This is a genomic window from Brevibacillus agri (assembly GCF_004117055.1).
Lineage (GTDB): Bacteria > Bacillota > Bacilli > Brevibacillales > Brevibacillaceae > Brevibacillus > Brevibacillus agri.
In genome coordinates, this window is the sequence record NZ_CP026363.1 from 859,567 (window position 1) to 873,615 (window position 14,049).

At 55.4% G+C, this 14,049-nt stretch carries 12 protein-coding genes; 7 read left to right on the forward strand and 5 right to left on the reverse strand.

Annotation, left to right across the window (positions count from 1 at the left end):
* Nucleotides 1-49: 49 nt before the first annotated feature.
* From BA6348_RS04375 to mdh, 4 genes are read left to right on the forward strand one after another with little or no spacing between them, the layout of a single operon-like run.
* Nucleotides 50-1,510: an ethanolamine ammonia-lyase reactivating factor EutA gene (locus BA6348_RS04375; protein WP_122953100.1), complete on the forward strand. Its 1,461-nt coding sequence runs from the start codon at nt 50-52 to the stop codon at nt 1,508-1,510.
* 20 nt (nt 1,511-1,530) lie between these two features.
* Complete coding sequence (locus tag BA6348_RS04380; protein WP_026557593.1) at nt 1,531-2,892, forward strand: ethanolamine ammonia-lyase subunit EutB; 1,362 nt, start codon at nt 1,531-1,533, stop codon at nt 2,890-2,892.
* Nucleotides 2,893-2,912: 20 nt separating this feature from the next.
* On the forward strand, nt 2,913-3,836 hold the full coding sequence (eutC, locus tag BA6348_RS04385) for an ethanolamine ammonia-lyase subunit EutC (protein WP_122953099.1): 924 nt from the start codon (nt 2,913-2,915) through the stop codon (nt 3,834-3,836).
* Between the two features lie 36 nt (nt 3,837-3,872).
* The gene (mdh, locus tag BA6348_RS04390; protein WP_005827536.1) at nt 3,873-4,814 is read left to right on the forward strand and encodes a malate dehydrogenase; all 942 of its coding nucleotides are present in this window, start codon (nt 3,873-3,875) and stop codon (nt 4,812-4,814) included.
* Nucleotides 4,815-4,962: 148 nt separating this feature from the next.
* On the opposite strand, the gene BA6348_RS04395 is transcribed toward mdh, so the two are convergent.
* Nucleotides 4,963-6,252: a haloacid dehalogenase-like hydrolase gene (locus BA6348_RS04395; protein ID WP_122953098.1), complete on the reverse strand. Its 1,290-nt coding sequence runs from the start codon at nt 6,250-6,252 to the stop codon at nt 4,963-4,965.
* A 313-nt stretch (nt 6,253-6,565) separates the two neighbouring features.
* Between BA6348_RS04395 and BA6348_RS04400 the strand changes: the two genes are divergently transcribed.
* Nucleotides 6,566-7,510 (forward strand): aminopeptidase, encoded by a 945-nt coding sequence (locus BA6348_RS04400; protein ID WP_081494676.1) that lies wholly within the window; start codon nt 6,566-6,568, stop codon nt 7,508-7,510.
* Between the two features lie 83 nt (nt 7,511-7,593).
* Nucleotides 7,594-9,042, forward strand: coding sequence for a cardiolipin synthase (gene cls / locus BA6348_RS04405; protein ID WP_005827542.1), 1,449 nt, complete (start codon nt 7,594-7,596; stop codon nt 9,040-9,042).
* Between the two features lie 181 nt (nt 9,043-9,223).
* On the opposite strand, the gene BA6348_RS26495 is transcribed toward cls, so the two are convergent.
* From BA6348_RS26495 to BA6348_RS04430, 4 genes are all read right to left on the reverse strand, one after another.
* A complete protein-coding gene (locus tag BA6348_RS26495; protein WP_141333634.1) occupies nt 9,224-9,784 on the reverse strand; it encodes a hypothetical protein in 561 nt (186 codons plus the stop codon).
* Between the two features lie 30 nt (nt 9,785-9,814).
* Nucleotides 9,815-10,198 carry an OsmC family protein gene (locus BA6348_RS04420; RefSeq protein WP_005827547.1) on the reverse strand — a complete coding sequence of 128 codons (384 nt, stop codon included), beginning with the start codon at nt 10,196-10,198 and terminating at the stop codon, nt 9,815-9,817.
* Nucleotides 10,199-10,359: 161 nt separating this feature from the next.
* Entirely contained in the window at nt 10,360-11,997 is a 1,638-nt protein-coding gene (locus tag BA6348_RS04425; RefSeq protein WP_122953097.1) for a M20/M25/M40 family metallo-hydrolase, read from the reverse strand.
* A 57-nt stretch (nt 11,998-12,054) separates the two neighbouring features.
* Nucleotides 12,055-12,795, reverse strand: coding sequence for an IclR family transcriptional regulator (locus BA6348_RS04430; protein WP_005827551.1), 741 nt, complete (start codon nt 12,793-12,795; stop codon nt 12,055-12,057).
* A 435-nt stretch (nt 12,796-13,230) separates the two neighbouring features.
* On the opposite strand from BA6348_RS04430, the gene BA6348_RS04435 reads away from it, so the two are divergent.
* On the forward strand, nt 13,231-13,995 hold the full coding sequence (locus BA6348_RS04435) for a dimethylarginine dimethylaminohydrolase family protein (protein WP_026557590.1): 765 nt from the start codon (nt 13,231-13,233) through the stop codon (nt 13,993-13,995).
* Nucleotides 13,996-14,049: the final 54 nt, after the last annotated feature.

A 14,049-nucleotide genomic window follows, 5' to 3' on the forward strand; every position in this document is an offset into this window, starting at 1 on the left:
TTTCTTTTGCGGCCTTGTCTGGCACGCCAATGGTTCAAGGAGGTTCACGATGGATGAACAATGGATCCAAAGCGTCGGCATCGATGTAGGAACGAGCACGACCAAAATGATCGTCAGTCGTCTGCGCCTGGGGCGCATGTCCAGCACCTTTTCGCTGCCGCGCTACCAGATCGTGGAGCGCCAGTTGCTGTATGCGAGTCAAGTGCATTCCACTCCGCTGATCGGGTTCGATGAGATTGACGCGGAAGGCATCGGGGCGATTTTGCAAGCGGAGTACGAAAAAGCACAAATCAGTCTGTCGTCCATCAAGTCGGGGGCCGTCATCATCACCGGGGAGACGGCCAGCAAGAAAAACGCGCAACACATCGTGCATTTGCTGGCAGAGCGATCCGGCGATTTTGTAGTGGCAACGGCGGGGGCAGACCTCGAAGGCGTGCTGGCAGGCAAAGGCGCGGGTGCGGAAAAACGCTCGCAAACGCTGCAAGGAACGATCGTCAACGTGGATATCGGCGGCGGTACGGCCAATGCGGCTTATTTTCAGCGCGGCCGAGCGATTGCGACAGTGACCTTCCACGTCGGCGGCAGGCTGATTCGCCTGGATCGGGAGGACGTCGTCACCTACGTGTCGCCAAACATTCAGGAATGGCTGAAGGCAAAAGGCTTGCGCATCGCGGTCGGGCAAAAAGTCGGACTGCCAGAAATAACAGAAGTGGCCCAGCAGATGGCCCGCAGCATGCTGGATTATTTGACGGGCAAAGAACGGCACGTATCGGGCTTGCTCGTCGTAGGGCCGCATTTGCGCGGGGAATTTCCGGTAGAAGAGCTGACCGTCTCCGGTGGGGTCGGACAGTTGATGACGGGACCGCCCGTGAAAAGCATGGCAGATGTCAGCCGCTACGGCGATTTTGGTCCGCTGCTGGGCTATGTGCTGCAGCAGGAGCGGGAAAAAGGAACGTACCCGGTGCGCTGGCTCGATCCGGAGCAAACCGTGCGGGCCACCGTGATCGGGGCTGGAATGCAAAGCACGGAAATCAGCGGCTCGACGGTGCATATCAAGCCGGAGCTTTTGCCGATTAAAAACATTCCGATTCTCAAGCTGGAGCTTACCCAGGAACAACTGTCGGACCCGGCGCGGATTCATCAGGAGGTAGCGGCGATCTACCAGCTCGGTGAACGGCTTTTTGATAAAACAACAGGCATCCCGTTCGCGCTCGCGATCTCAGGCATCGGCTATTGCTCGTATGCGCTGCTGCAAACGATCGCTCAGGAGCTGTCGGACCAATATCGGCATTATTTTGCCGAGAGCCGGACGATGGTCGTCATCTGCGAGACAGACATGGCCAAAGCATTGGGGCAGGGACTGGCACTGCGCTGCAAGGGAGAGCCAGAGATTATTTGCATCGATCAGGTGCGGGTGGAGTATGGCGATTATATCGACCTGGGTGAGCCGATTTCGGGAACGATTATCCCGGTCGTGGTAAAAACCCTCGCTTTTGATGAGAAGGCGTAACGTACAAAGGGGTGGACGAAATGAACACGAAAACGACTGTGCTTGGACAGACCTATCAATTTCGCGATTTGAAAGAAATTTTCGCGAAGGCAAACGAAGACAAATCCGGCGACCAACTGGCTGGAATCGCCGCTTCCGATTCCCGGGAACGCGTTGCTGCCAAGCAAGTATTGGCTGATCTGACGTTGGCCGACATTCGCAACAACCCCATGCTTCCTCCGGAGGAAGACGAAGTATCCCGCGTCATTGAAGAAGGCATCAACGAAAAAATTTACAACGAAATCAAAAACTGGAGCGTCGCCGAGTTGCGCGAGTACATTTTGAGCCACGAGGCGGGCGACAACGAGATCAAGCGCATCAGCCGCGGCTTGTCCAGCGAAATGATCGCGGCTACCGCTAAGCTGATGAGCAACCTCGACCTGATTACGGCTGCGGCCAAAATTCGCGTGGTGACTCACTGCAATACCGCGATTGGTCAGCAAGGCGTACTGGCATCGCGGGTTCAGCCCAATCACCCGTCCGATAGCGTACAAGGCATCAAGGCATCGCTGTACGAAGGACTCAGCTACGGAATCGGCGACGCGGTAATCGGAATCAACCCGGTTATTGATACAGCGGACAGCGTCAAGGATATTCTCAACATGACCAAAGAGGTAATGGACAAATGGGCGATTCCGACGCAAAACTGTGTACTCGCTCACGTGACCACGCAGATGCGCGCCATCCGTCAGGGGGCGCCTGCCGACCTGATTTTCCAAAGTCTTGCGGGCAGCGAAAAAGGCAACAACGCCTTCGGGATTGACGTCAAGCTGCTGGACGAAGCCGACGAGCTGATGCGCAAGGAAGGCACTTCCTACGGGCCGAACTTCTGGTACTTCGAGACGGGCCAAGGCTCCGAGCTGTCCTCCGAGGCGCACTTCGGCATCGACCAGGTGACGATGGAGGCGCGCTGCTACGGTCTTGCTCGCAAGTACAACCCGTTTATCGTCAATACGGTAGTCGGCTTCATCGGACCGGAATATTTGTACGACAGCCGGCAAGTGATCCGCGCCGGGCTGGAAGACCACTACATGGGCAAAATGCACGGGCTGCCGATGGGCTGCGACGTCTGCTACACAAACCATATGAAGGTTGACCAGAACGATATGGACAATCTCGGAATTTTGCTATCGGCGGCAGGGGTGAACTTTGTCATCGGGGTGGCGATGGCGGACGACGTCATGCTCAACTATCAATCGACCAGCTTCCACGATATTGCCGCGTTCCGCGAGGTTCTCGGCCTCCGTCCGGCACCTGCTTTTGAAAAGTGGCTGGAAAAAATGGGGATCATGGAAAACGGCAAGCTGACGCCAATAGCAGGCGATCCGACAATCTTCATGTAAGAAGCGGGGGTGTATGAGGGATGGAACAACAATTGGATTTTTTGGTAGACAAAGTAGTGGCCGAGCTGCAAAAAAAGCTGGCCGAGCTGGGCGAAAAAGCGCCTGAGCCAAAAGCGGCAGCAGCGGCGGACGCGAAAGCCGGGGCACAGCAGGAAGCAGCTCCGGCACCAATGGCTTCCCGCCCGCAGGAGACACACGCCGCGCCAGCGGAGCCGGAGCGAACAGCGCAAATCCCGAATCCGAAATGGAAGGAAGGGCTGGATGAGTTGTTGGCCAGCACGCCTGCGCGGATCGGCGTATGGCGTACAGGGGTAAGACCGCTGACGAAAACGATGCTGCAACTCCGCCGCGACCACGCAGCGGCAGTCGATGCCGTCTACGGGGAAGTCAGCCAGGAAGTGCTCGACCAGTTTTCCTTGTTCACGGTAGAAACCCAGTACGACAACACCGAAAACTATTTGAAGCGCCCGGACATGGGACGCGTTCTCACCGAGGAAGGCGTGCGCTTGCTTCAGGAGCGTTGCCAAAAGAAGCCGCAGGTACAAATCGTCGTCTCCGACGGCCTGAGTGCCAGCGCGGTCGACGCCAACCTGAAAGACGTGCTTCCCTCCTTGATGGACTCGTTGAAAAGCTACGGCCTGAGTTGCGGGACTCCGTTTTTTGTCAAAGGCGGACGCGTCGCGAGCATGGACCATATCGGCGAGATTTTGGAGCCGGAAGTGCTGGTGCTGTTGATCGGAGAGCGTCCGGGTCTGGTTACGGCCCACTCCATGAGCGCCTACATGTGCTACCGTCCGCGCAAAGGAATGGTAGAGTCCGAGCGCACGGTAATTTCCAATATTCATCGTCAAGGGACGTCGCCGATCGAGGCAGGCGCCCACATCGGTACGATTCTCTCCAAAATGCTGGAGCAAAAAGCAAGCGGTGTGAAGCTGGTCTTGTAACATATGTGGGAAACGACACGACGAGGAGGAACTACCATGACATTCCGCAGAAAAAAAGTAGCCGTCATCGGCAGCGGCTTTACCGGAGCGACAACGGCGTTCATCATGGCGCAAAAAGAACTGGCTGACATCGTTTTGGTCGATATTCCGCAGCTTGAGAACCCGACCAAAGGAAAAGCGCTGGACATGATGGAGTCTTCGCCGGTGCTCGGCTTTGATGCCAACATCACCGGAACGTCCGACTACAAGGATATTCAAGGCTCCGATATCGTCATCATTACAGCAGGGATCGCCCGCAAGCCAGGCATGTCCCGCGACGACCTGGTGGCGACGAACGCGGCTATCATGCGTTCGGTAGCGGAGCAAGTGAAAATTTACGCGCCAAACTCCATCGTACTCATCCTGTCCAACCCGGTAGATGCGATGACCTATACGTTCTTCAAAACATCCGGCTTCCCGAAACACCGCGTCATCGGTCAATCCGGTGTGCTCGATACGGCGCGCTTCCGCACGTTTGTCGCCATGGAGCTGAACGTCTCCGTGGAAGACGTGACAGGCTTCGTGCTTGGCGGACACGGTGACGAAATGGTGCCGCTGTTGCGCTACTCCTACGCAGGCGGCATCCCGCTCGACAAATTGATCCCGCAAAATCGCCTCGATGCCATCGTCGAGCGCACGCGCAAAGGCGGCGGCGAGATCGTCGCCCTGCTCGGCAACGGCTCCGCCTACTACGCGCCTGCGGCCGCCCTGGTGGAAATGGCGGAAGCGATTCTGAAAGACAAGAAGCGCATCCTGCCGTCCATCGCTTATCTCGAAGGCGAGTACGGCTACCACGACCTGTACCTCGGCGTGCCTACCTTGTTGGGTGGCAACGGCATCGAGAAAGTCATCGAGCTGGATCTGACTGCCTCCGAGAAGGCAGCGCTGGACAAATCGGCTGACTCTGTTCGTGCTGTATTGAAAGTAGCGATGCAATAACAGCGTGTGATAGAGGGAAGCCCTGCCACCTGCACTTGGCGGGGCTTTTTCTCATGGGCGTGGAATGGGCTTGGGCTAGGCAAAAAAATGGGCTGAACAGAAAAAAACGCCTGCTTGTACGGGCGGTTTTTTCTCGTTTCTAGCTCGTTTATTTGGAGATCAACTGCGGCTCTTTTTCGCCCAGCCGAATGGTCGACTCGCTCGGAATCCACATGCCGGTGTTTTCGTCACGGCCTTGCAGGACAACCGTTGGGCTGGCTTTGCCGAGCTGCTCGGCGGCTTTGGCTGCCTGCTGGCCGATTTTGCCGCCTTTGACGCGGTTGACGACCAGGGCGAGCTGTACGCTGTCCAACTCGGTCATCATCTCAAAATCACCGTTGCTGTCGCCCGCGATAAAGATTGGCCCATAGCCGTATTTTTTGACCAGCACGCTCTCGATTACTTCTGTTTTGCCGTGCCCGACAGTGATCGGGTAATCTGGCTGGTACACGTTCGTAATCAGCCCGTTTTCCGTTTTCAGCCGCATGCCGATGATGTTTTCCGATGGCAGGTTGTAGCCGTATTTCGGCAGGGTGGCGAAAACGCGCACCACGTCCTCGAGCGAAGCGGACACGACGTAGACGTCAATGCCGTTTGCGCGCAGCGTGTTCATCAGGTTCGCCACTTCCGAAGTCAGGCGCAGCCCGGTTGTGTGGGAAGCTTTTACTACGCCTGCTTTGCCTGCCAAAGCTTTCGGGCTCGTCCAGGTTACTTTTTCAATCGCCATGCCCAGGCTCGCATCGTTGGAAACCTCGGCAAGCTGATGAACCTCGTCGATCGTCATGTTGGTGAACAGATAGAGCACCCACGGATAGCCGATGGTGTTGCTGTGTGTGTCGTTGATCGCTTCGTAGAGAAAATACAGCTTCGCTCTGAAGTCGGCGAATTGCTCCGTTGCCTTCACTTCCTCCAGCGTTTTGCTGCCTTTGAGCCCTTCGTAATTTTGGTACAGGTAAGTGTAGTCGGCAACCAGGTCGCTTGCGATCGCGTCGAGAGTGACAGGTTTGCCGTCCACGTTTTTATACGCATCGGAAAAAGGCCCTTCCGGCACGTTGGTGCGAATCACCTTGCCGAACTCTTCCGGCGTGAGCTTGTAGGCGAGGTGGTTGATCTGGTAGACAAAGAGGGCTTCTTCCGTATCGTGCATGATGCTGGTGTTGTCCCAGTCAAAGACGACATACGGCTTTTTGGCCGCGTTGTAGGCAGGATTTTTGCTGCCGTTTTTCTCGATCAATGCGTTGACAGCCTGATAGGTGGCAGGTGCCCATTTCCCCTTGTCGAACACTTGTGGAGCTGGTGTTGCCGCGTGCGCCAAGACAGGCAGCGACGCTGCGAGCAGTGCAGCGGCCATCAGCAGCGTCAGCCACCAAAAGCTGCGCTTTGCCAGTGTGTGTGACATTGTTGTCATCCCCTTTTCTTTCTGAGATTGTCAGGAACCCCAAATGAAAACGCTCTCATTTTTCGGGAAGTTGGCCCCAGGCAAAAAAACAGGGCCCTTCCCGGCGCTCTATCACAAGCGCAGAAAAAGACCCCGTTGTCTTTTGCGTTTTTATTTGTACATTCATCATACTAAATCCGAAGAAAAAATCAAGAAAATTTCGCCAGTTTCTTCGCGAGCAGGAGTGGCAGCAAAAGAAAGCGAAGACAACATGGTTTGCAGGATCGTGATGGACATAATGATAGAGAGAAAGAGGCAGAGGATGATGAATCGGATGAAGCTGATAGAGACGAGCAAGGCTATTTTGACAAACTGCATGGCACTTCAGGCGAACGAAGCTTTTTTGGTGGTCGCGGACGAGCCTAAGCGAGAGCTTGGCGAAGTGCTCTTCGAGGCTGGCAAGCAGCTCGGGGCAGAGGCGATGCTGATGGTGATGAAAGAGCGGGAAAAATCAGGCCAGGAGCCTCCGGCGGCTGTAGCTGCGGCGATGAAAAGCGCCGATGTGGTCGTGTGCGTGACCGAGCATTCCTTGACGCATACAAAAGCGCGAAAAGAAGCGGCGGCCAACGGCGCAAGACTCGCCACCATGCCGAGTATTACGGCCGACATGTTTTTGGAGGGCGCGATCTCTGCCGACTACGCGCAAGTAAAAGTGCTGACGGAGAAAGTGACCGAACTGCTGACCGCAGCCAGCACCGTTCGCATCGAAAAGGCGGGCAAGTCGCTCACTTTTTCCATCGCTGGACGCAATGGCGTGCCGAGCACAGGCATGTACGTCAATCCAGGCGAATCGGGCAACCTGCCGTCGGGGGAAGCTTACGTGGCGCCGCTGGAGGGCACGGCAGAAGGGCAAATCGTGGTGGACGGCTCGATTTCCGGGATCGGCAAAATCGACTCGCCGCTGCTGCTGACGATTGAAAAAGGGCGGATTACCCACGCCGAAGGCACGTCCGCCGAGCGGCTGTTGCAAATTTTGGGCGACCAGGACGGACGCATGCTCGGCGAATTTGGGATCGGGACGAATGACAAGGCGCGGATTACGGGAGTCGTGCTGGAGGACGAGAAGGTGTACGGAACGATTCACGTGGCCTTCGGCAGCAACAATACGTTCGGCGGAACGATTGTGGCAGGGGTGCACATTGATCTGGTGGTCAAAGAGCCGGATGTTTACTTGGACGATACATGCATCATGAAAAACGGGAAGCTTTTGGGGCAGTAACCGACCCGGTCCGGGGCCCAGGATGAATCCCGGGAGGAAATGGTGTAAAATGGGAGATATCTTGTGAGGGTGGATGTGGTGTGATGTTGTTGCTGGAGCAAATTGTGGCGGTCATTACGATAGGGAATCTGATCTTGGCCGCTGTTCTCATCTTCATGGAGAGGCGCAACATTGCGGCTACCTGGGCCTGGCTGATGGTTCTTCTGTTTTTGCCGGGTATCGGGTTTCTCCTCTATCTGATTTTTGGGCAAAGACTGAGCAAGAAAAAGCTGTATCGGCTGCGCCAGGGAGAGTTTTCCCATTTCCGTGCGGCTGTCGACAAGCAGAAGAAGCTGTTGGAGCAGGGCGAGCTGCAGGTGAACGATCCGGAGATGAAGCGGCATCGCGACATGATTTTCATGAACGTGGTGAGCGACGGCGCCTACTATACACAGGACAATGCCGTCCAGGTGTTCGCCGAAGGGCACAGCTTGTTCGACCTCATGTTCAGGCAGATTGAGGAGGCCAAGGAGCACGTTCATTTACTCTACTATATTTTCAATGATGATGAACTTGGGACGCGGCTGTTGGAGCTGTTGACGAAAAAGGCGCGGGAAGGCGTAGAGGTCAGGCTGCTCTATGATGCGGTCGGATCGGCGGGCGTCTCTTCCCGGTTTTTCCGGCCATTGGTAGAGGCAGGCGGAGAAGTCGTCTCGTTTTTTCCTTCGTCGATTCCGTTCCTCAATTTCCGGGTCAATTTTCGCAACCATCGCAAGCTGACGATCATTGACGGAAAAAGCGGCTATATTGGCGGCTTCAACATCGGCGACGAATATTTGGGCAAGGACAAGAAGCTGGGGTACTGGCGGGATACGCACCTGCAAATTGAGGGGAAAGCCGTTTACATGCTGCAGGCGCGCTTTTTCCTGGATTGGAATTTGTCCGCCCCGAAAAGAATGCAGGAGTCGTTCGACTACTTCCCGGAGATGCCGGAGCCAAAGGGCACAATCGGCTGCCAGATCGTGTCGAGCGGGCCAAATTCGGAAAAGCAGCAGATCAAGCACGCGTTTTTGAAAATGATCTACAAGGCGCGCCACAAGATTTATTTGCAGACCCCGTACTTCATACCGGACGACAGCATGCTGACCGCGTTGAAAATGGCTGCGATGTCCGGGGTGGACGTGCGCGTGATGGTGCCGGGCAGGCCGGACCACCTGATGGTTTTCTGGGCGACGCACTCCTACCTGGGCGAGTTGTTGAAAAGCGGCGTGCGCTGCTATTTGTACGAAAAAGGCTTCATGCACGCCAAGACGATGGTGGTCGACACCCAGCTTTCCTCGGTAGGGACGGCGAACGTCGACATCCGCAGCTTCAAGCTCAATTTTGAAACCAATGTGTTCTTGTACGATTCGCAGATGGCGCGGCAGTTGGAGGAGCTGTTCGTGGCAGACCTCGCCGATTGCCGGGAAATGACGGTGGAAGAGTATTTCAACCGCCCGCTTCGCACGCGTATGCAAGAATCATTGACGCGATTGTTGTCTCCGATTTTATAAACAGAATAAGGACCCTCTGGCCTTGTGGATTTTCGCGGGGCAGAGGGTCCTTTTGCACGTGCATGGTTTAGGCAGGGGCACGGACTGCTGCTTGCGGCAGCCGCCAGCGGGACAGGGCTACGGTTTTTTCGATTCGCGCAGCAGCTTCTTCGCCTGGTCCATCCGGTAGCTGGTCACATATTCAATCGGGCATTTGCCGATGTTCTTTTTGAAAACCTCGGTGTAGTAGCGCGGTGTCAGTCCGGCCTTGTTCGCCAGATCGGCCGGAAGAGAGCGGCGCTGCAAAATTCGCATGGATGTAGGAAAGCGTCTGCTCGATTGCTTTTGCCGAATCGACTGAAGGTTGCGTGCTGGCGGCGCTCCAGATCGTGTGCAGCAGTTGCTGAAAACGGATCTGATTTTGCAGGAGGTCCAGCGGATTTGTGCTCTGCTGGTCGGCCTGCAAGGCGAGGACAAGCTCTGTGCAGCGATGGAGCGAGTGAAGCTGATAGCTGTCTTCGTGCGGCTTCCAGGAGCGGCTGGGCGAGTAGCTGCCGGGCGCGGTTTCATCTGGTTCCAGGACATCGAAAAAGAACGCGAAAAAAGACAGGGATGCTCCGCTGGCGGCTGCGACGGAAGCGACAGCCTCCTCGGCGGCAAAACGACGTGCTGCATGCTTTTCAGGAGGAACAAGGCCGCAGCCAAAAAGGGAGGAGAAGGATTTTTTGCGTGCTGGTCGCCCATGATGACCTCTCCTTTCCAAAAATGATGGCGCATAGGGAAAGCGAGCCGATCAGGAAACCAGCTCAAAAGACTCGGTCACGACGATGCTGCCTTTTACCGACTGGACCATCGGGCAGTTTTTGCTGGCGGCTTCTACAGCTTTTTGCACTCGTTCCTGCTTCAAGTTTTCCCCGGTAATGATGAAGTGCAGGTGAATTTTCTCGACGCGGTTTGCCTCTGCCTCGTTGCGTGTGACATCGGCTGTGATTTTCATATCGGTGCACGGCATTCTCATCTTGTCCAACACTTTGCGCAGCACGCCGCCGCTGCAAGCGGCAATCGAGGAGACCAGCAACTGGTACGGGCGAAAGCCGTATGCTTCATCGCCGGAGACGTGCAGGTCGCCGTACGATAAATGGGTGACGAATCCTTTTTCTTTTGCTTCAAAGTTCATGACGAGTCCTCCTCAGCGATCACTTTTCTTCATTATAAAGAAAAAGCGGGGGGCAAGGCAGAAAAAAAGCGCCGGAAAACAGCAAGGCTCTTACGCGTGAGACGGCAGCCAGCCGCGGCGACGTAAGAACCTTTCTGTTTGGAAGCGGGGAAAAAGCTATCTCATTCCTTTGCCGCCTGCCCATTTTGCAGCAGAGACTGGATGCAGCGAGGCAGCATGTCTTTTAACGTGTCGAATGCGTAGTCCACATCGAGCCGCTCCGTCCATTGATGCGCATCGCGGCCTACAGGGCCGAGGTTCATGACGGGCACGTCAAAAGCTTCCAGCTCCTGTAGCGGGATGGAGTAGCCGTTGTCCCACAGCGGCATGTTGGCGACCAGTGGCTGCATGGAGGCTGCCGGGTATTGCAGTCCGACGTAGCTCAGGTCGGAGATGCCGCCGAAGTAGTTTTGTTTGCGCAAAGTGACCTGGTGCTGTTCCCGCGCATACGCCTCCATCTCGGCCACTGTTTTCTGGATCAGCGGGTGATTGCGCGAGCTGACAGCCGGGTAAAACGGCGGAGCGAAGAACAGGATTATCATCGGAGACAACTCTTTGCAGAGAATCGCCAGTCGATCGACCAGCTCGATGGTCGTGTCGCGATCGTCTTTGTCGTGGCGGTTGGCGATGACGTCTGCCTCGAGCTGGCGCAGCTTGTCCTCGCCGTATGTTTTCAGGGCGTACGTGTACAACTCCTCGTAGGTCATTACGGAGATGGACAGGTCACGCGGGCTAAAAGGAGCAAAATTGGCGAACTGGCTGGCATGGCGAAGGTAGTTTTCCCGGATGCGCTCGGCTACATTTCGCGCTGCGTCCAGGAGCGGCTCCACGACTTCCTCCATCTTCTTTTCCAAAAGGAACAGGTTGAACAGCGTCACGGCGCGATGCGGAATTTGCACCGAGTACTCTTTTTTCAAGTCTTTTTGAATCAGGTTGGTAGGAGGCGGGGAAGCTTCCCCCTCGACGACTTCGCAAAAAGAAGTGTTCAGCTCCAGCTCGCACGTAATCTGCGAGGCCATGTAGTTGCCGTTCAGCCCGGCAAACGGCTCGCCCACGTGCGTTTCTTTTCCGTAGCACAAAAAGCCCGGCAGCACCTTGCCGATGGAGCCAGTGTACAAATACTTGTTTTGGTCGCCCGGGAAACGGGTGAACATCGGCTCCGAATTGAGCACAGTCGTGTAGCGTAAATCAAATTCCGCGGCAATTTTCAACAGCTCAGGGACAGCCGCGCGCATGCCGACAGAGTTTACTTCCTCGTCGGGAACGGTCAGCAAGAGCAGGTTGCCGTCAAATTCCCCGGCGCACGCCCGCTCGATCATCGACATGTGCAGGGCGAGCCCGCATTTCATATCCATCGTCCCGCGGCCAAACAGCCAGTTGCCTGTGCGCAAATCTTGCTGAACTTCGGCAGGCATGTCAGCTTGGTTTTGCTGGAAGAGCGGAGTGAGCGTTTTCGGGTCAAAGGCGTGCTTCATCCAGCCGCCGTAATCCTCGACATCGACCACATCGAAGTGGCTGACCAAAATCACGGTGTCGCGCACGCCCGGCTTTTTGACGAGAGCGGTGACAAAGTGCCGTCCATCCTCGGTCGGGTTGGCCCGGACATGGTCGGGATTGGCCTGGTAGTAAGGCAGTGAGCGGAGCTGATCGACGACGTAACCGGGCAAGTCTTTTTCGGCAGGCGATCCGGTCACGCTCGGGATGTTGACCAGGTTGCACAGGAGATCGACGAGTTGTTCTTTTGTCTGCCATTTTTGCATGATAAATGCCTCCGTTTTCCGTATAGTGAAAACTATTTCCGTTTGGTGGGTAAAAAATTAAGGCAATGCGCCGATCTTATGGGAAATTTCCTTGGCGCTTTGTCTGGCCCGCTCAATCAGGGTGGACAAAAGCTCGTCGGTGATGCGATAGCTGGGGACGCCGATGCTCAATGCGCCGACTACCCGCTGATTGTAGCCGATGATGGGAGCCGCGATGGAAGCGGTACCTTCCGTTTTCTCCCCGTAGCTGACAGCGTATCCATTTTGCCTGATTTGCGGCAGCAGCAGAAGCAGTTCGCGGCGGCGCTCGGGTTCCGGGATCAGCGCGGCGACGATCCGTTCGGCTTCCTGTGGCTCCATGTTGGCCAGGATCGTTTTGTTGGCGGCTCCGATATGCAGCGGGATGCGCTCGCCCAAATTGTCGATGCTTCTCACCGTCATGGAGCTTTCCACCCGTTCGAGCACGATGGCGTCATGGCCGTGCGGAATATTCAGATAGACAGACTCGCGCACATCTGCCGCCAATTGCTCCATGACGGTTCTGGCGACTGCCCGCACATCAATTTTGTCCAAAATGCGCAGCCCGATCTCCATCCAGGTCAGGCCGACCTTGTATTGCTTGGTTTCCGGAACCTGCTGGATCAAGCCGTACTTCATCAGGCTGCTAATCAAACGGTGTACCGTACTGAGCGGGAGAGACGTTTTCTCAGCGATTTCCGAGATGGACCAGAGCGTTTTGCTCTCGTCAGATATCAGGACAAAGATGATGCTCATTGCCCGGTCAATCGATTGTACCAACGTGTTTCCCTCCTGGCTTTCTAGTGACGTAGGACTGCTTGCCAGTTGTCTCGCCAGCATTTTATGAGATCAATCTATCAGAATTGTTCAGGCGAATCAACAAGATTTCGAGCAGGTAAAAATTCATTGACAAAAAATTTAAAACTATTTTACATTAAGGGTGTGATTTTGTATTGTAGAAGCGATTCCACGATACGGAATAAAAGGTGGCGGCGTAAGGCAGCAAACGCACTGGCCGATCCAGGCAGAATGGCTTGCAGCCGAGCATGCCGCCGCCAAAGGCACGACGCTATCAGTGGCAGCGCACGGGCAGCAGGGCGCGGGCTTATGCGGAAGCGTTTCCAGGCAAAGCCGGTGCGCCTGAACGGAAGCGGGCACCTGAACGATTTGCAGATCTCAAGAATGATTTCAAAAAAAGAAGGGAGAACGACTATCATGAGATTTTCTCGCGCGATTGTAAGAAAACCGGGGCAAAGCTATGTGAACGGCCTGACGACATCTGATCTCGGAAAGCCGGACTACGCTCTGGCGCTAAAGCAGCATGCTGCTTACATAGAGGCTTTGAAGCAAGCCGGTTTGGAAGTGACCGTGTTGGAAGCGGACGAGCGTTTCCCGGACTCCACATTCGTCGAAGATACGGCTGTCCTGACGGAAAAGTGCGCGGTTATCACCAACCCTGGCGCGGAAAGCCGCAACGGTGAGATCGAGGACATGAAGCAAGTGCTCCCGCGCTTTTTTGACACGATTGAATATATTCAGGCTCCCGGCTTCCTCGATGGCGGCGACGTCATGCAGGTAGAAAACCATTTTTATGTGGGACTGTCCACGCGCACGAACGAGGAAGGCGCGAAGCAGTTCCGGGACATTCTCTCCAAGTACGGCTACGAAGTCACGATCGTTCCGCTGAAGGAGTTTTTCCATCTGAAAACCGGAATCGCCTACCTGGGCAACAACACCTTGGTACTGGCAGGCGAATTTATTGATTCCCCCGTGTTCAAAGACTACAAGCACCTGATCGTGGAAAAAGAAGCGGAGTATTCCGCGAACTGCATCCACATCAACGACTACGTCATCATTCCGAAAGGCTACGACAGCACGAAAAAGCAAATTACGGATGCTGGCTACCAGGTGATCGAGCTGGAGATGTCCGAATTTCAGAAGCAAGACGGAGGATTGAGCTGCCTGTCCCTGCGCTTCTAACGCAGGCAGTTCCTTCCCGGCATCTTATTTTGCCATTCCCGAGCGGGGAAAGAG

Coding starts and splice junctions, on each gene's coding strand:
- BA6348_RS04400 (WP_081494676.1), top strand. CDS start 6,566: ATGAAGCTGATAGAGACGAGCAAGGCTATTTTGACAAACTGCATGGCA.
- cls (WP_005827542.1), top strand. CDS start 7,594: ATGTTGTTGCTGGAGCAAATTGTGGCGGTCATTACGATAGGGAATCTG.
- BA6348_RS04425 (WP_122953097.1), bottom strand. CDS start 11,997: ATGCAAAAATGGCAGACAAAAGAACAACTCGTCGATCTCCTGTGCAAC.
- BA6348_RS04395 (WP_122953098.1), bottom strand. CDS start 6,252: ATGTCACACACACTGGCAAAGCGCAGCTTTTGGTGGCTGACGCTGCTG.
- BA6348_RS04435 (WP_026557590.1), top strand. CDS start 13,231: ATGAGATTTTCTCGCGCGATTGTAAGAAAACCGGGGCAAAGCTATGTG.
- BA6348_RS04380 (WP_026557593.1), top strand. CDS start 1,531: ATGAACACGAAAACGACTGTGCTTGGACAGACCTATCAATTTCGCGAT.
- eutC (WP_122953099.1), top strand. CDS start 2,913: ATGGAACAACAATTGGATTTTTTGGTAGACAAAGTAGTGGCCGAGCTG.
- BA6348_RS04375 (WP_122953100.1), top strand. CDS start 50: ATGGATGAACAATGGATCCAAAGCGTCGGCATCGATGTAGGAACGAGC.
- BA6348_RS04420 (WP_005827547.1), bottom strand. CDS start 10,198: ATGAACTTTGAAGCAAAAGAAAAAGGATTCGTCACCCATTTATCGTAC.
- mdh (WP_005827536.1), top strand. CDS start 3,873: ATGACATTCCGCAGAAAAAAAGTAGCCGTCATCGGCAGCGGCTTTACC.